The 16,372-nt window shown below is 58.0% G+C and carries 19 protein-coding genes; 6 read left to right on the top strand and 13 right to left on the bottom strand.

The window, feature by feature from the left end; translation table 11 throughout:
• Positions 1-24: 24 nt before the first annotated feature.
• Positions 25-243, bottom strand: coding sequence for a hypothetical protein (locus RUESEDTHA_RS10645; RefSeq protein ID WP_170428039.1), 219 nt, complete (start codon positions 241-243; stop codon positions 25-27).
• Positions 236-1,405 carry a phage portal protein gene (locus tag RUESEDTHA_RS10640; protein WP_180886700.1) on the bottom strand — a complete coding sequence of 390 codons (1,170 nt, stop codon included), beginning with the start codon at positions 1,403-1,405 and terminating at the stop codon, positions 236-238. The genes RUESEDTHA_RS10645 and RUESEDTHA_RS10640 overlap by 8 nt, the downstream gene beginning before the upstream one ends.
• A 217-nt stretch (positions 1,406-1,622) precedes the next feature.
• On the opposite strand from RUESEDTHA_RS10640, the gene RUESEDTHA_RS10635 reads away from it, so the two are divergent.
• Positions 1,623-2,351, top strand: a complete 729-nt coding sequence (locus RUESEDTHA_RS10635) for a hypothetical protein (RefSeq protein WP_180886699.1) — start codon at positions 1,623-1,625, stop codon at positions 2,349-2,351.
• 25 nt (positions 2,352-2,376) lie between these two features.
• On the opposite strand, the gene RUESEDTHA_RS10630 is transcribed toward RUESEDTHA_RS10635, so the two are convergent.
• Both RUESEDTHA_RS10630 and RUESEDTHA_RS10625 read right to left on the bottom strand, forming a co-directional pair.
• The gene (locus RUESEDTHA_RS10630; protein WP_180886698.1) at positions 2,377-3,747 is read right to left on the bottom strand and encodes a DNA-packaging protein; all 1,371 of its coding nucleotides are present in this window, start codon (positions 3,745-3,747) and stop codon (positions 2,377-2,379) included.
• On the bottom strand, positions 3,656-4,000 hold the full coding sequence (locus RUESEDTHA_RS10625; protein ID WP_180886697.1) for a hypothetical protein: 345 nt from the start codon (positions 3,998-4,000) through the stop codon (positions 3,656-3,658). The genes RUESEDTHA_RS10630 and RUESEDTHA_RS10625 overlap by 92 nt, the downstream gene beginning before the upstream one ends.
• Positions 4,001-4,534: 534 nt before the next feature.
• On the opposite strand from RUESEDTHA_RS10625, the gene RUESEDTHA_RS10620 reads away from it, so the two are divergent.
• Positions 4,535-5,797, top strand: a complete 1,263-nt coding sequence (locus RUESEDTHA_RS10620; RefSeq protein ID WP_180886696.1) for a DEAD/DEAH box helicase — start codon at positions 4,535-4,537, stop codon at positions 5,795-5,797.
• A gap of 34 nt (positions 5,798-5,831) precedes the next feature.
• Here the strand turns inward: RUESEDTHA_RS10620 and mltG are convergent, their stop codons facing one another.
• The 7 genes from mltG to fabD form a co-directional block, all read right to left on the bottom strand.
• The gene (mltG, locus tag RUESEDTHA_RS10615; protein WP_180886695.1) at positions 5,832-6,992 is read right to left on the bottom strand and encodes an endolytic transglycosylase MltG; all 1,161 of its coding nucleotides are present in this window, start codon (positions 6,990-6,992) and stop codon (positions 5,832-5,834) included.
• On the bottom strand, positions 6,993-8,258 hold the full coding sequence (fabF, locus tag RUESEDTHA_RS10610) for a beta-ketoacyl-ACP synthase II (protein ID WP_180886694.1): 1,266 nt from the start codon (positions 8,256-8,258) through the stop codon (positions 6,993-6,995). It abuts the gene before it with no gap.
• A gap of 201 nt (positions 8,259-8,459) precedes the next feature.
• On the bottom strand, positions 8,460-9,203 hold the full coding sequence (locus tag RUESEDTHA_RS10605; RefSeq protein WP_180886693.1) for a HisA/HisF-related TIM barrel protein: 744 nt from the start codon (positions 9,201-9,203) through the stop codon (positions 8,460-8,462).
• A 118-nt stretch (positions 9,204-9,321) separates the two neighbouring features.
• Positions 9,322-9,861, bottom strand: a complete 540-nt coding sequence (locus RUESEDTHA_RS10600; protein WP_180886692.1) for a GNAT family N-acetyltransferase — start codon at positions 9,859-9,861, stop codon at positions 9,322-9,324.
• Positions 9,862-10,001: 140 nt separating this feature from the next.
• The gene (locus RUESEDTHA_RS10595) at positions 10,002-10,235 is read right to left on the bottom strand and encodes an acyl carrier protein (protein WP_008756330.1); all 234 of its coding nucleotides are present in this window, start codon (positions 10,233-10,235) and stop codon (positions 10,002-10,004) included.
• Between the two features lie 209 nt (positions 10,236-10,444).
• The gene (gene fabG / locus RUESEDTHA_RS10590) at positions 10,445-11,182 is read right to left on the bottom strand and encodes a 3-oxoacyl-[acyl-carrier-protein] reductase (RefSeq protein ID WP_180886691.1); all 738 of its coding nucleotides are present in this window, start codon (positions 11,180-11,182) and stop codon (positions 10,445-10,447) included.
• Between the two features lie 41 nt (positions 11,183-11,223).
• Positions 11,224-12,162, bottom strand: coding sequence for an ACP S-malonyltransferase (gene fabD / locus RUESEDTHA_RS10585; protein ID WP_180886690.1), 939 nt, complete (start codon positions 12,160-12,162; stop codon positions 11,224-11,226).
• A gap of 171 nt (positions 12,163-12,333) precedes the next feature.
• Here fabD and RUESEDTHA_RS10580 point away from each other — a divergent pair, with 171 nt between their 5' ends.
• The gene (locus tag RUESEDTHA_RS10580; protein WP_180886689.1) at positions 12,334-13,560 is read left to right on the top strand and encodes a cytochrome b/b6 domain-containing protein; all 1,227 of its coding nucleotides are present in this window, start codon (positions 12,334-12,336) and stop codon (positions 13,558-13,560) included.
• A gap of 58 nt (positions 13,561-13,618) precedes the next feature.
• Here the strand turns inward: RUESEDTHA_RS10580 and RUESEDTHA_RS10575 are convergent, their stop codons facing one another.
• On the bottom strand, positions 13,619-14,191 hold the full coding sequence (locus tag RUESEDTHA_RS10575; protein ID WP_180886688.1) for a YceI family protein: 573 nt from the start codon (positions 14,189-14,191) through the stop codon (positions 13,619-13,621).
• A gap of 126 nt (positions 14,192-14,317) precedes the next feature.
• Complete coding sequence (locus tag RUESEDTHA_RS10570) at positions 14,318-14,836, bottom strand: hypothetical protein (RefSeq protein WP_171122169.1); 519 nt, start codon at positions 14,834-14,836, stop codon at positions 14,318-14,320.
• 288 nt (positions 14,837-15,124) lie between these two features.
• Here RUESEDTHA_RS10570 and rpsF point away from each other — a divergent pair, with 288 nt between their 5' ends.
• From rpsF to rplI, 3 genes are read left to right on the top strand one after another with little or no spacing between them, the layout of a single operon-like run.
• Entirely contained in the window at positions 15,125-15,478 is a 354-nt protein-coding gene (gene rpsF / locus RUESEDTHA_RS10565) for a 30S ribosomal protein S6 (RefSeq protein WP_171122168.1), read from the top strand.
• Positions 15,479-15,505: 27 nt separating this feature from the next.
• Entirely contained in the window at positions 15,506-15,733 is a 228-nt protein-coding gene (gene rpsR / locus RUESEDTHA_RS10560) for a 30S ribosomal protein S18 (protein WP_005608650.1), read from the top strand.
• Positions 15,734-15,745: 12 nt separating this feature from the next.
• Entirely contained in the window at positions 15,746-16,369 is a 624-nt protein-coding gene (gene rplI / locus RUESEDTHA_RS10555) for a 50S ribosomal protein L9 (RefSeq protein ID WP_180886687.1), read from the top strand.
• Positions 16,370-16,372 lie beyond the last annotated feature (3 nt).

The raw sequence follows: 16,372 nt of genomic DNA, 5'->3' as shown, positions 1-16,372 counted from the left end.
ACTTCTCCATGTAACCCGCTGAACTTATGGCGTTACCGTCAGGAATGACTGGAACGCCTGCGCCAGGATCACCGCCGCCACGCCGTAAACCGTCAGCCATAGGCGTCGCTCCAGCCGCTCCATCATTTCTTCGATCTGATCCAAGCGCCTGCACAGATGTGCATGCTGAATCTCGGCCACTCTCTCATGCGCGGCCAGGCGCAGGCCCGGCGCGCAATCAAACGGGGGATACCCCTCAGCCATCCGCGCCATCCGCCAGTGCCGGCAACCCCAGCAGTGCGCGTTTTTCCGCCTCGGTCAGAAACTCCGCCCGGCTAACCCGCGCCCATTGCGCATCCCGCTCCGCCGACAGGGCAGGTACTTGATCCAGATCTGGCTTCAGCATCATCTCTTCGCCCGTGAAGCCCGAAAGCCACTCGGACAGCGCCGCCGCCACCCGCGTCACCAGGGGCAGAACGGTCAGGCGATAGAACGCCCGGTTGGCCTCCTGATAGTTCGAATAGGTCGCGTCGCCCTGGATCCCCAGCAGCATCGGCGGGACCCCAAAGGCCAGCGCGATCTCGCGGGCGGCGGCTTCCTTGGTCTTTTGAAACTCCATATCGGACGGAGAGAACCCCATCGGCTTCCAATCCAGCCCCCCTTCCAGAACCATCGGACGCCCCGCATTGCGCGCCCCGCGATAGTTCTGCTCGATCTCGTCGCTTAGGCGCCGGAACTGATCCTCTGCCATCACCCCATGGCCATCGCCTTTCCACACCAGCGCCCCCGAAGGCCGCGCCGCATTGTCGAGCAGCGATTTCGACCACCGAGACGCGCTGTTATGCACATCAATCGCCATCGCCGCCGCCTGCATGGGCGAGAACCCATAGTGATCATCCTGAGGGTGGAACGATTTGATATGGCAGATATTTTCCGCCGCAAACCGGTGCGTCTTGCCGCCAACCGCGTAGTCGTAGGCCTTGGGCCACCCATCCGCGCCCGGCACCACGCTCATCCGGTCCGAGCGCAAAACATGCAGTTCAACCGGCAGGCTTTCATCAGTCTGCACAGCCTCGACATAGGCATTGCCCGACAGCAGCAACTGCCCGAACAGAGCCTCCATCAACTCCGCCCGCCCCTGCGCCGCATTTGGACGCCGCATCAGCGACAGGATCGGATGGGTATCAAACCGCTGCGCCTGATCCTGAAGAACCAAAGGCAGAGCAGCCGCCGCCTCGGCAATCAGCTTGACCGAGCGAAACCCCACCGGGTTCCCCGAAAACCCAGTACGTGTCAGCGACACCGCATCCCGAGGGCTCCACGCCACGCGTCCGCCCGTGTGCCACGCCACCACGGGGCCTGCCGCGCTGGCCTTCGCCTCGGGCGCTACCCCGGCCGCTCCACGACGCAAGAAATCGAATACCATCTGTGCTCCTTTCTGCCGCCGCTCTGCCCGGCGTGTTGAAAGGAGTTATGACGGAAAGAAGTTTAGGGCTTGGGAATGGGGCGTACGGGGGATGAGCAACGGGACAAAAACCGACACTGACCACGTGGTTATGGCGTGCGCCTCACCATAATTTGGACAAAATGGAAGTGCTTATCTTCGACAATAGCAACCAAAGCACTAAATCAGGGATTTATTTGTGCTCAAAGTTTCAAAACTGATCTTTAACTTCAAACGCAAGCGAGCGCTTCGCAAGCTAAATAAAGCGAACACGTTCAAGAAGTTACAGCTTCTATACAGCACTCCAGAAGAAATTGTCGAAGCGGAGCGAAACGCGGAGCGTTGGAAAGCTACAAAGCATCTCCGTCCAGACTGGGAAGCTACAGCGCACGTAATCAACATGCATGAGACTTCCCCTGACAGTGCTGGAGGTCAAGCTTTCCTGAATACTCTGGACGCACATGACATTCACTATCTTGCTCGACAGATTTGCTATGACGGCATGTATGACGAGGCTTGGGTTTTGGCGTTCGTAAAGCATCCAGAATGCGATCTGGGTACGGGGTGGCTTTTGTTTCTTGGCTCTGGCTCACCGATGAGTATTGAAAAGTACCTCAGAGACAATGCCGACAAGGATAAACCGTTTGGAATCTTCAAAGACGATGTCGAAAGAAACGATATCATACTGGCCCGCATGAAGGCGTGCGATTTCTTTACGCGCGATTTTGCCCCAAATGACCCCAAGCGTATTCGTGAATACAAAGTCGAAATGAAGGATGCCTTGTCCGAAGGAAAATCACTGAGATGGCAAGTTCCAGACGATGCATTCAAAGGACTAAGAGGATTTGATGCCAAATCCAAATACGAGCAATCCTTTGACGATGTGCTGATAAACTTCGATCTTTGGCTAGCCAACCGTCAGAAGTAAAATCTCCTTTTGCCTGTCAATCTCCTCACAAACTCCGCACCCTAGGCCGCCGATACGCCCCTGCAGGCCCCACAACCAAATCATGCAGCGCCCAGACCAGCGCGTCGACCCGGTCGGGCGAGCCTTGCCCTTCGAACCCCCGCGCGGTCATCTGGCACATCTGCTCCTCCAGCGCGTCCAGCCCGGCCACATGGCGCACCCGCCCCTGCTCGTACAAGGCCGCCACAGGCTCAGCCCGCGCCACCTTCCCACGCGAAGCCCGCACCGCCCGGAACGGGACCAGAGGGTCCACCTGCCGCACGACCTCTTCCACCAGCTGTCCGCCTTGGTTGACCTCGGCCACCAACCGTTCGGCCCTGAATTCGTCCATGGCGTCGATCGCTGCCTGCGCCCAGCCCGCCGGACCGACGCCCTGCACCGTCCGGTCGGCCAGCACGTAGGCGCGCCAGTCCTCGGGCGGCCCCTGCAGCTGTGCGCCGACAACCGCGATCCCACAAGCGTCCGCACTGGACCCGGCCGTCACCGCCGGGTCTACAGCCACAACGATGCGGTCCAGTTCAGGCACAACCTCAACCCGCACCGCATCCAGCATCGAGCCTGTCCACAACGCCCCCTCAGCATCCGCAAGCAAAACCCCATCCAACTCCTGCCGTCCCAGCCGCGTTCCCACATATCGCGCGCGCACTTCCGCCAGAAACGACGCGGCCAGATTGGCCCGGTTCGCCTCAGTCGGCGCGTGGGTCTGCACGGTGGACGGCGAGGCCAGCAAATCCTTCAGAACCTTCACATTGCGCGGTGTGGTCGTCACACAGACCCTCGGCCGCTCACCCAGACGCAACGCAAACTGCAACATATCCCAGGTCTCGCCCGCCTTTTTCCACTTGGCCAGTTCGTCTACCCAAGCGGCATCGAACTGCGGCCCCCGCAACCCCTCGGGATCATGCGCCGAAAACGTCTGTGCTTCGGCCCCGTTGGGCCAGATCAGCTTGCGTTCCGATGCCTTCCACACAGGTCGACGATCCGGGGGCGAGCATTGCAAAATCCCGCTATCGCCAAAGATCATTACATCGCGCACCTGATCGAAAGTCTCACCGACCAGCGCCACCCGACTGGCCTCTCCCTTGTCCAACGGCTTGGATCCTTCGACCATCGCACGCACCCATTCGGACCCCGCGCGTGTCTTACCTGCCCCTCGCCCCCCCATAATCACCCACGACCGCCAGTCCCCCTCGGGCGGTAATTGATGCGGTAAAGCCCAGAACTCGAACAGGAAAGGGAGGGCACACAGCCCCCCCTCCCCGATCTCACTCAGAAATCTGTCCCTCACCGCAGCATCGGCGGAGGCGAGCCAACCTGCACCCGATTTCAAGTCGAGCGCGCTCAAGGTCGAGCGCATAGCCCCCTTGGGCAATTCCGGCTTGTCTGTGATGTTGTTCGACAAAGCTTGTCTCCACTTTCTGGCAACTTCGGATCAGCCCCTCTAACTGACCCAGTTGCTTGCCTGCTCCGGCAAAGTCTGCATCCTCCCCGGCACCGATCTGCCTACGCAGTTCTTCCGCTGCTTGGCGCAGATCGCGAATGGATCGCTCAAGCGACTGCAACAAGTCAGCCGTCTGGGTAATCCGCTCTTCCGGGGTTATCAAAGTCATGTGTGCCTGTGACCTCATGCGTGAGTTTTCTCCGCACGAGAGAAGCAAAAATTGGCCAACGGGTTTACCCGCGGCCGATACCCACCTCTTCTAGCATGGCACCAAAGCTAGGATAATAAGTGCGTAAAGTCAAATGGTTACGTAACACTCACGCAACAGGAACCGACCTGTAGATCAACTATTTCTCAAGACCTTCCACCTCTGGGTCACGACCCGCCGTATCCTTGATAACAAGCACACCGATTGGGAAACTCGACAATTACACAGCGGCAAACTTGACATTCCCTCGCCAAACACGCATGTGCCCCGAAACAAGGCGCTTCCGCGTGAGCATAGACGGTCGTATTCGACCTTACAGCGCCCAGACCTCTCCAGTTCCCCTTCACGCAGGGTTCTTGTTGCGATGGCCAGACGGCACGGGAATCGCCCGTGCGTCCCGAGGCTTCGCGAAACCCTGTAGGCTCGTGCGGTGCGCACGTGTCGATATATTTGTTCGTGGCTGATAGGCGGCCACGGATTGCAAAGGATAATTACTTGTTCGACTTTGACATGCTGGGCCTTGCCCCGGCTCTGAATGACGCGCTGAAACGCGCAAACTTTACGCAACCCACGCCGATCCAGAATCAGGCCATTCCGATGGCGCTGCAGGGTCACGATATTATGGGGCTGGCGCAAACCGGCACCGGAAAAACGTTGGCTTTTGGGTTGCCGCTGATTGACCACCTGCTGGCGCAACCCGGCAAACCCGCCCCCAAGACAGCCAAGGCGTTGATCCTTGCGCCGACGCGTGAGCTGGTCAATCAGATCGCGGAAAGCCTGCGAAACCTGACACATAAAACAAAAATCCGCGTCGCAACCGTTGTGGGTGGTCAGTCCATCGGCAAGCAGATTTCCTTCCTTGCACGCGGAACCGATATCCTTGTCGCAACACCCGGTCGCCTGATTGATTTGATGGAGCGCGGCGCAGTTGATCTCAGCTCGGTCCGCCATCTGGTGTTGGACGAGGCTGACCAGATGCTGGACATGGGGTTCATTCACGCCTTGCGCCGTATCGCGCCCGAACTTGGCACACCGCGTCAAACCATGTTGTTTTCCGCCACGATGCCCAAGCAGATGGAGGAAATCAGCCAAACCTATCTGACGAACCCACAGCGCATTCAGGTCTCTCCTCCGGGGAAGGCGGCTGACAAGATCACGCAGTCGATCCACTTCCTGAGCCGGGCGGAAAAGCCCGCTAAGCTGCGCAAGATTCTGTCTGAAGACGCCGATGCTCTGACATTGGTATTTGCGCGCACCAAGCATGGCGCAGAGCGATTGATGAAAGATCTCGTCGCTGACGGCTTTAACGCGGCCTCCATTCACGGCAACAAAAGCCAAGGCCAACGCGACCGTGCAATCAAGGCGTTTCGCGCGGGTGAGATCAACGTGCTTGTGGCAACTGACGTGGCCGCGCGCGGCATCGACATTCCCGGCGTGGCATATGTAGTTAACTACGACCTGCCCGAGGTGCCCGACAACTATGTGCACCGGATTGGCCGCACCGCGCGTGCAGGCCGCGAAGGCGAAGCTATTGCATTCTGTGCGCCGGATGAACTGGATCAGTTGAAGCAGATTCAAAAGCTGATGAAGATCGAAATCCCCGTCGCCAGCGGCACAATGCCCGAATTTGCAGAGCCCAAAAAACCGCGCAAACGTGGCGGGTTCCGCCGTCGTGGGCCAAAGCCACAGGCAGCCAACGCGTCGGCCAAGCCCAGGTCAAACCAGCGTCGGCGGCAGAAAAGAAAACCGGCCGCATGAATTGAAAAAGGTGCCGCAACACGCGGCACCTTTTTTAGTTTCCTGAACTTTGACGTTCGGCTTCTATCTCACGCCACTTGGCGACATTACGGTTATGCTCGTCCAACGTTTCGGCAAACGCATGCCCGCCTGTACCATCCGCAACAAAGAACACATAATTCGTGTCTTCCGGGGCTACAGCGGCCTCCAGGCTTGCAAGACCTGGACTTGCAATCGGAGTTGGCGGCAAACCGTCAATTACATACGTATTCCAGGGCGTTGCGCGGCGTAGCTCGCTCCTACGCAGGCCACGCCCCAAGGTTCCCTGACCTTTCGTTACGCCGTAAATGACAGTCGGGTCTGTCTGCAACTTCATGCCACGCTCAAGACGGTTCACGAAAACACTGGCCACCTGTCCACGCTCATGCGGAACGCCTGTTTCCTTTTCGATGATCGACGCGAGAATTAGCATTTCTTCCGGACTGCTGATTGGTAGATCATCCTGCCGCTTTTCCCAGACCGCGTTGACGCGCAACTTCTGCCTGTCCTGCATCCCCTGCAGAATGGCGTTCCTGTCAGCACCCCGTACCACATCATAACTGTCGGGCGCCAACATCCCCTCCGCAGGAATTTCGGTTACTTCCCCGGTCAGCGCATCAATCTGTTTCAACCCTTCGACCACCTGCCACGCGGTAACGCCTTCGGCCACCGAAACCCGATAGCGCGTATCAGCGTCATTGCGTTTCTCGGTATAGGCCGCGGGCGCTTCTTCTTCGGCGACATCGAATGACGCAATCTCATCAAAATCGAGCGTTGCGGGATTCAACTCGCGCACTCTGGTCTGTATGCGCGTCACACCAATGCGGTATTCGATCTCGGACCCACAGGTGCTGGCACCGCTGCGCGTGATTTCGTCGATGATCTGCTCCATCGACGAGCCTTCGCGCACCAGGAAACTGCCCGCTTTCAACTGCGGGGCTTTGTCTGTGTAATCTGCGGCCATACGGAAGATCATCGCGCTACTGATCGCGCCCTGATCCTCTAGTTTCTGACTGACTTCGGTCATGTTGGATCCGCGCTCAACCTGAAGACAGATCGCAGTTTCCAGTGGGCCTTCGTTTTTGTAGCGCGACTGCCCCCAAAGGATGAGGCCGCCCGACAAGAACAAGCAGACCACCAGAATGGTCAGCATATTGGACGCCAGAGCGCGCCACATTTAGCTGGCCTTTCCGAAGATCACGCTGGCATTCGTGCCACCAAACCCGAACGAGTTGGACAGCGCCACGTTGATCTCTCGCTCTCGCTTGGCGTTTGGCGCCAAGTCGATAGGTGTTTCAACAGCAGGATTGTCCAGATTGATCGTCGGCGGGGCCACCTGATCCCGGATTGCCAGGATAGAAAAGATCGCCTCGATCGCGCCAGCAGCCCCAAGCAGGTGGCCTGTGGCGGATTTGGTCGAGGACATGGTCGCCTTTGCGGCGTGTTCACCCAGCAACCGCTCAACTGCGCCCAGCTCAATTGTGTCCGCCATGGTCGACGTGCCGTGCGCGTTGATATAGTCCAGATCCTTTGGCTCCAGCCCGGCACTACGCAACGCGGCCTGCATTGAACGTTCTGCGCCATCACCATCCTCGCTAGGGGCGGTGATATGGTAGGCGTCGCCGGACATGCCGTATCCCAACACTTCGGCATAAATCTTCGCGCCACGCGCCTTGGCGTGTTCGTATTCTTCCAGAATGACGATTCCGGACCCCTCGCCCATGACAAACCCGTCACGATCAACATCGTAAGGACGGCTCGCGGCTTTGGGGTTATCTGCATATTTGGTCGACAGCGCCTTACAGGCATTGAAGCCCGCGATGCCGATCTCGCAGATGCAGCCTTCGCCGCCGCCTGCGACCATGACATCGGCATCTCCTGCACGGATAATCCGGCTTGCGTCCCCAATTGCATGGGCGCCAGTCGAACATGCAGTCACGACCGAATGGTTCGGCCCTTTAAAACCGTGGCGGATGGAAACCTGACCCGAAGCCAGGTTGATCAACGCGCCAGGAATAAAGAAGGGGGAAACCCTGCGTGGCCCCTTGTCACGGATCAGGTTCGCCGTTTCCGCAATGGATCCCAAACCACCAATCCCCGAACCGATCAGAACACCGGTACGCAGGCGCGCCTCTTCATCTTCAGGAAGCCAATCCGCGTCCTTGCAGGCCATTTCAGCAGCCGCGATCGAATATAGAATGAAATCTTCAACCTTACGCTGCTCTTTTGGCGACATCCATTCATCGGGGTTGAACGTCCCGTTTGTTCCATCGCCACGGGGGACTTCGCAGGCATAGGTCGTCGTGACCCCGCTTGCCTCGGCGTCAAACAGCGTGATTGGTCCCGCGCCGGATTCTCCATCCAACAGCCGTGACCAGGTTTCCTCGACCCCACTGGCCAACGGAGTGACCAATCCCAGACCGGTTACAACGACTCTGCGCATGAAGTGCCTCTTGCCTGCTTCGTGTTTAAGAAACGCTCATACCCCGTGCCGGGGTGCGGGGGCAAGAGGAACAGCAAATTCTGCGTTGAACACCTGACGCTGCGAAAGGCAAAGAAATGCCGAAAGCGGTAACACCAAGCCCAAAAAATAATCCGCCCCCTCAAAATAGATAAGGAGGCGGACAGAGCATTCGGAACTATTCTACTGAAACTCCGCCACGGGCTCATGAGCCGCGCTTGCGACGCTCAGGGCTTCTGACAGATCAATTGTCTTGCGGAACAACGCCCGACCGACCAGTGCACCCGAGATATTGGGGATGTAGGCCAAACGAGAAATGTCATCCGCAGTACGCACAACGCCGCTTGCGATGATGGGGGTGCGGGATTTTTCGGCCAGACCCGAGATCAAGCCCAGTTGCGCCTCGACGTCTTCCATATCACTGTCGATATCGGTCACCAGGATGGCGGCGAACGGCGTATCAGAGAAAGCCTCGATAAATGCCTCGGGGGTAAAGGCGCTCTGGCTGCGCCAGCCTTCCGTCATGACCTGACCCTGCCAGACATCCACGGCCAAAACGATCTGATCCGGATGCAGCTTGGCAAGCTCTTTGACCAGGTTGGGATCCCAGGCAGCCAAGGTACCGATCACGATCCGCCCGGCGCCTTTGTCGATCCAATATTCAACTTGCTCGCGGGTCCGCATGCCGCCCGCCAACTGCACGGGAATCTCTGCCGAACGGATAATCTCTTCAACCAGTTCCGAGTTCGTGTCGCGCCCTTCGATTGCGTCGAAATCCGTCAGGTGCATCCACTCAGCCCCGGCGGTGGCCCAGCCATGCGCCGTTTCCGAAGGATTCACATGCCAAATCATGGCCTCGTCCAAGCGGCCCTTGTCCAGCGTAACGCACCGGCCGCCCTGCAGTTCCATCGTGGGGTAAATCCTCATGAGCTTGCTCCTCCGCCCAATCAATCTGGAAATCCAGAATATCATAGTCAGAGAACAGGGGCCGCGTTCTACCAGTTTCGGCAAACTACAGGCAATTTGCGGCATCGCGCCTGGCGTTTCAGTGGCGCACAGGAGGTCCGTTTCGGCGCAATAGATGAACGGGCGAACCCTGGAACTCGCTTTCTCTGATCAACTCGTATCCCAGCTTTTCCGCCAGCTTCTGAGAAGACGAATTTGAAGAATTCACCAATGCAACCAATGGCCCAGGCATAATTCGGTCAAACCAATCATGCGCGGCCTGTGCCGCCTCCAAGCCCAGACCCCGGCCCTGCGCTTCGGGTGCCAAAACCCATCCGGCCTCGGGAAAACTGTCAAAGTCTTCGCCCAAGGCACGATTTCCATAGAAAAACCCCGCCTGCCCGATCATCTGACGATTCGATTGCTGGATGACCGCCCACTGCCCAAATCCGGCCATCTGCCAGTGTCCTGCGTTTCTAAGGAACGAATCCCACGCTTCGCCACGGGATCGTGGCGTGCCGCCGATATGGCGCACAACACAGGGGTTGCGCCATATCTCGGCGAACCGGTTAAAATCCTCGGGCCGCATGCCGCAAAGCGTCAGACGTGCCGTGTTGATCATCGGGGTGGATCGTATCATGCCCTGCCCGCTCAGATATTTATGCCTCGCGAAAATGGTTGCGGAGGAATATCGCGGCTGGCAAGTAAGAATTCCGCTGGGGCACAAAAAACGGCGCCTCCGTTGCACGGAAGCGCCGCTTTTAACTAAATTCGAAGGTCTTAGGACGCTTCAGAGATGAACTTGACGGCGTCGCCAAAGGTCTGGATGGTCTCGGCTGCGTCATCGGGGATTTCGATGCCGAACTCTTCTTCGAAGGCCATGACCAGTTCAACAGTGTCCAGGCTGTCTGCGCCCAGATCGTCGATGAAAGAAGCGTTTTCCGCTACTTTGTCTTCTTCGACACCCAGGTGCTCAACAACGATCTTTTTAACGCGATCTGCGACGTCGCTCATGTCTATTCCTCATTCCGTTTCAGGGCGTAGTGCCCGGTTCTGCCCTTGCCCGCTCAGGCTGGCTTTGATTTGCCCGATCCGGGCGGTTAAGGTCCCCGATTACCGGGAAAGTAGAAGGCCGACCATTTGGCCGACCCCTGCATTTATGCGCCGCCTATAGCACAGACAACGCCCGAGGCAAACGCTTTCGCACCTGCCCCGATCCGCGCTCACAACATGGCCATACCACCGTTAACATGCAAGGTGGTTCCGGTAACATATCCAGCTTCGGGGCTGGCAAGATACAGAACCGCCGCCGCAATTTCCGAAGCATCCCCCATGCGACCTGCTGGAACCTGTCCCAGAATTCCCGCCTTCTGGTCGTCTGTCAGCTTGTCGGTCATTGCGGTCGTTATGAAACCCGGTGCCACAGCGTTCGCTGTAATCCCGCGGCTGGCAACCTCATAGGCCAGGGACTTGGTCATACCAACCATCCCCGCCTTGGACGCGGCATAGTTCGCCTGACCGGGGTTGCCCGTAGCCCCCACAACAGACGAGATGTTGATGATCCGACCCCAGCGAGATTTCATCATGCCACGCAACACGCCTTTGCACAGCTTCGCGGTCGAGGTCATGTTGACGTCGATCACACTCTGCCATTCCTCGTCCGACATACGCATGAACAGGTTGTCGCGGGTAATACCTGCGTTGTTGACTAGAATATCGACCGACCCCATTGCATCGGCCGCCTGCTTCGGCAGGGCTGCCACGGCCTCGGGGTCGCTCAGATTACAGGGCAGCACATGGGCGCGTTCACCCAGTTCGCCAGCAAGGGCTTCTAACGGTTCAACCCGAGTACCCGACAGTGCAACAGTCGCGCCTGCAGAATGCAGAACGCGCGCGATCTCACCGCCGATCCCACCTGAGGCACCGGTGATCAGTGCGTTCTTACCTGTCAAATCAAACATTCGATTATCCTTTTCATACGCATCCAGCGATGCGCTGTGTCTTACGATTCGGCCTGGGTCACATTCTGCACGTCATCCGGCGTGCCAACAGCTTTACCCGCGATCGCGCGATCGATTTTGCGGATCATACCCGACAAGGCTTTGCCTGCCCCGATCTCCCACGTTTCGGTCACGCCCTGCGCGGCCATGTACTGAACGCTTTCGCGCCAACGGACCGAGCCGGTGACCTGTTCGACCAGCAACTGGCGGATCAGATCCGGGTCACTAACGGCCTCGGCGCGGACATTGGCGATCAGCGGCAAGGCAGGCACCTTGATTTCAACCCCGGCCAGAGCTTCAGCCATCACATCCGCCGCAGGCTGCATCAACGCGCAGTGGAAAGGGGCGCTCACCGGCAACATCACGGCACGCTTGGCACCTTTTTCCTTGGCAATTTCAGCAGCGCGTTCCACAGCGGCCTTCGCGCCCGAAACCACAACCTGTGTCGGGTCGTTGTCGTTTGCGGCCTGACAAACCTCACCCTGCGCGGCTTCGTCGGCCACAGCGCGAACCGCATCCAAATCTAACCCAAGGATCGCAGCCATCGCGCCCTCGCCCACTGGAACAGCGCTTTGCATCGCTTGCCCCCGGGTGCGCAACAGGCGCGCCGTATCCGAAACAGACAACGCACCTGCCGCAGCCAGCGCCGAATACTCGCCCAACGAATGACCTGCCACAAATGCGGCATCCGTGACGGAAACGCCCTCTGCCTCCAACGCGCGCATCGCTGCCATCGACGTCGCCATCAATGCGGGCTGCGCGTTCTGGGTCAGAGTCAGTTCAGCGATATCGCCTTCCCAGATCAGGTTGCTCAGCTTTTCGCCCAATGCCTCATCGACCTCGTCGAATACCGCCTGCGCGGTGGAATACGCCTCGGCCAGAGCCTTGCCCATTCCGATGGTCTGGGCGCCCTGCCCGGGAAAAACAAATGCGCGTGTCATTGCAACCTCTTGGATGACGTTAGGTTGCGGCGGGGTGTAAACCGTGTGACCGCGCGGCACAAGCACTGCCTTGGGTCTGCGCCTTGGCACCATAGCTGTGCGCGGCCCGCTATTGTGTCCTGACTGTATGGCGATAGGTTGATCAAAGCGATCCTACCTCCGGAGCATCAGATGTCCGCGACGAATACCTTCTCCAGCTATGGCAGCGTAACCAAGACCTTTCATTGGCTGACCGCCCTGTTGATTTTGACCGCCCTGCCGCTGGGCTGGATTGCAAACGACATTGCCCATGCCATTTATGATCCGACGGTCCCAACCACCGAGGACGACATCGCGCGGGCTGCTCGCCTGTTTTCAATGCACAAGACTGTTGGCATCACGGTTTTCTTCGTCGCGCTCGCCCGTATCCTTTGGGCCATTTCACAAACCAAGCCCGGCCTTTTGAACGCCGATAACAAACCCGAAGCCTTCGCCGCCGAGACCGTTCATTGGCTTCTCTACGGGTCATTGGTTTTGGTTCCTCTGACCGGTTGGGTGCATCACGCAGCGGCGGAAGGTTTTGCGCCGATCCTGTGGCCGTTCGGGCAAAATCTGCCTTTCGTTCCAAAATCCGCGCATCTGGCAGAGCTCACAGCCAGCCTGCACTGGCTGTTCGTCTGGACACTTGCGGGGTCTCTGGTTCTACACATTGCCGGGGCGCTCAAGCACCATGTTGTCGACAAGGACAGCACCCTTCGGCGAATGCTGCCAGGCAACGCACAGGCCCCCGAACCACCTGCGCAACATCACTCGTCAGTTCCGGCTATTGCAGCGCTGGCTGTCTGGGGCGCAGTTCTGATCGGCGGATGGAGCATCGGTGCATTCGACCATCACTCCCACGCCGACACCGACACTACCGAACTGGCCGAGGTGCAATCCGACTGGCAAGTTCAAGAGGGTACTCTTGCCGTTAGGATCACCCAATTGGGCAGCCCCGTGACCGGTCAATTCGAGGAATGGACCGCCGCCATCGCGTTTGATGAGCCGGCGCAGCCCGGGCTGGCCGGGTCAGCCGAGGTGACGGTTGCTATCCCATCGCTCAGCCTTGGCACTGTCAGCGGTCAGGCCATGGGTGCGGACTTCTTCGACAGCGCACAGTTTCCTACGGCTCAGTTCAAAGCAGACCTGTACAAAACCGAAACCGGGTATGAGGCACGAGGGCCCCTGACGATCCGCGACAATTCCGTAGATGTCGTTCTGCCATTCACACTGGACCTTGAAGGCGATCGGGCAACCGTCAACGGGCAATTAGAGCTGAACCGTATGGATTTCGACATTGGCACATCACAGCCCACCGAAGAGTCCTTGGGCTTTGCAGTTGTTGTCTCGGTGGATCTGACCGCGACACGCGGCGAATAATGAAAAACCGCCGGAGCTTATGGCTCCGGCGGTTTCGCATTCGATATCTGAGATTGCCTTAGTCGGCTTTCTGGGCCTCGACGGAAATGCGCACCTCAACCTCATCACCAACGAAAGGCGCGAATTGGCCAAGATCGAACTCGCTGCGGACAAGCGTCGTTGTCGCGTCGAAACCCGCCCAGGGCTTACCCGCCATCGGGTGTTCGCCAACCTGATTCAGCTTGGCGTCCAGAACCACCGACTTGGTCACGCCATTCATGGTCAGGTCACCCGTGATATTCGCTGTATTCTCGCCAGTGACCTCGATACCGGTCGAGGTGAATGTCACCAGATCACCTTCGGCTGCGCCAAAGAAATCCTCGGTCATGAAGTGATCTTCGCGCGGCTTCCAACCTGTGAACATCTCGACAACAGGCATGGACACGGTCACGCTCGAAGCTGCCGGGTTCTCCTGATCAAACATGATCTCGCCCTCAAAACCCGAGAACATGCCGTAAGTGGTCGAAAAACCAAGGTGGTTATAGCTGAAGATGACTTGGCTGTGGCTGGGGTCCAGAACGTATTTTTCCGCGCTCGCAAACGCCGAAGTCGCTGATACGGCCAGTGCAGCAGCAAGAAGTGTGGATTTCATGACAATCTCCGCAATGTTGTGGATGCAAACCTGTTGGGTTGCTCAATAACGAAAATGTGCCGCCCAAGGGCGGCACACAAGTCCTATTCTCTCACAACATCTGTTCCTATTTGAACAGAATGGAAATTAGGCGAAGATTGTTACACTTCCGCTCAATTGACCCTTGAGCGCTCGGCTGACATCCGCCGACTGCAGCGGCAACTTCATCAGCAAGCTGCCATCGACGTCGAACAGCTCAACCTGATCGTCGGAAAATTTGGCACCACCCAGCGTGTCATAGCTGCGACGCAGTACGGTCTGAGGGCGTCCATTTTCGTTCTTTTGCAACACCCGAACCTCGCGGCGGATCGGGTCGAAATAGGCATCAGGCCGCGCATCCAGAACCTGAATTGTCAGCAGACTGACCCCAACGATCAAGAAAGCAAGCGATGCAACCAGTTTGATTGGCCATACTTCCGCAGCCATGACCGAGCCCGGTGCCAGCCACATCGAAAAGGACATTACAATCAGAAAGGCGCCTACAACGCGGGCCAGAACCATCCGCACCTTCCAGTTGGGGGCGAAAGTGATGAGGACTGGAACTGATTTTTCAAAAGCCGCGTTGCTCGCGGACTGTTCAAACGTATTCGTATTAATCGCGGTCATTTTTCTCACCCTGTTTTCAGGTTGCCGACTTGGGTCCGGTGTGTGGTCCGGTTTTTGTCCCGGTATGCCATTCAATTTCGAATTGAAAAGCGTCAGGAATTGGGCAACCCAAAGGAAATAGCAGGACTTCACCAAGGCATATGTGACGGGACTTGCCCCCCGGCCATAAACGTGTATACGGGGCCATCCTTCGCTAATCGTATGAATCGCGCAGCCTCTCGTGGCAGGGTCGCGAAGGGTTGAATGGCCCCGCCTTTGAAGTGCGCCTTGATATAAACAGGAGTGCACATGCCACTGTATGAGCATGTAGTGATCGCGCGTCAGGATCTGTCCAACGCGCAGGCAGAAAGCCTTGTCGAACATTTCGGCACCGTTCTGGCTGATAACGGCGGCAGCGTCGTCGACAGCGAGTACTGGGGCGTCAAGACGATGGCTTACAAGATCAACAAAAACCGCAAAGGCCATTACGCCTTCCTCAAGACTGACGCGCCTGTGGCTGCGAAAGACGAGATGGAGCGCCTGATGCAGCTGCACGACGATGTCATGCGCGTTCTGACCATCAAGGTCGACGAGCATGCCGAGGGCCCCTCGGTCCAGATGCAGAAGCGCGATGAGCGCGAAGGCCGCCGCGAGCGCCGCTGATCAACGCCTGACGAAAGGACATAAACCATGGCCGCAAAACCATTTTTCCGCCGCCGCAAGGTCTGCCCGTTCTCGGGTGAGAATGCGCCGAAGATCGACTATAAAGACACCCGTCTGCTGCAGCGCTACATCTCTGAGCGTGGCAAGATCGTTCCCTCGCGCATCACCGCCGTTTCGGCCAAAAAGCAGCGTGAACTGGCCCGTGCTATCAAGCGCGCCCGTTTCCTCGCCCTGCTGCCCTACGCTGTGAAGTAAGGAGAGACTGACATGCAAGTTATCCTGCTGGAACGCGTTGCGAAACTGGGTCAGATGGGCGACGTCGTTGACGTAAAGCCCGGCTTTGCCCGCAACTTCCTGCTGCCCCAAGGCAAAGCCCTGAGCGCATCGGACGCCAACATCGCGTCGTTCGAAGCCCAGAAAGCACAGCTTGAAGCACGCAACCTGGAAACCAAGAAAGAAGCTGAATCGCTGGCTGAAAAGCTGGACGGTCAGCAGTTCATCGTGATTCGCTCGGCATCGGATGCTGGCGCGCTGTACGGCTCGGTCACCCCGCGTGACGCCGCAGACGCCGCGACCGAAGCTGGCTTTACCGTCGACAAAAAACAGGTCGCTCTTGTCGCCCCGATCAAAGAGCTGGGCCTTCACGCGGTTGCAGTCAAACTGCACCCCGAAGTCGAAGTTGAGATCAAGATGAACGTTGCCCGCTCGGAAGAAGAAGCCGAACTGCAGGCTTCGGGCAAATCGATTCAAGAACTGGCGGCTGAAGAAGAAGCCGCTGCAGAGTTCGAGATCGCCGAGCTGTTTGACGACATCGGCTCCGCCGCGTCTGAAGACGAAGATCTGGTGGCCGAAGAAGCTCCGGCTGAGGAAGAAGACGAAACCAAAGCCTGATTT

The organism is Ruegeria sp. THAF57 (assembly GCF_903914075.1).
Lineage (GTDB): Bacteria > Pseudomonadota > Alphaproteobacteria > Rhodobacterales > Rhodobacteraceae > Ruegeria.
The sequence above is the reverse complement of the archived record's forward strand: the minus strand, read 5'-3'. Positions and strand labels throughout refer to the sequence as shown.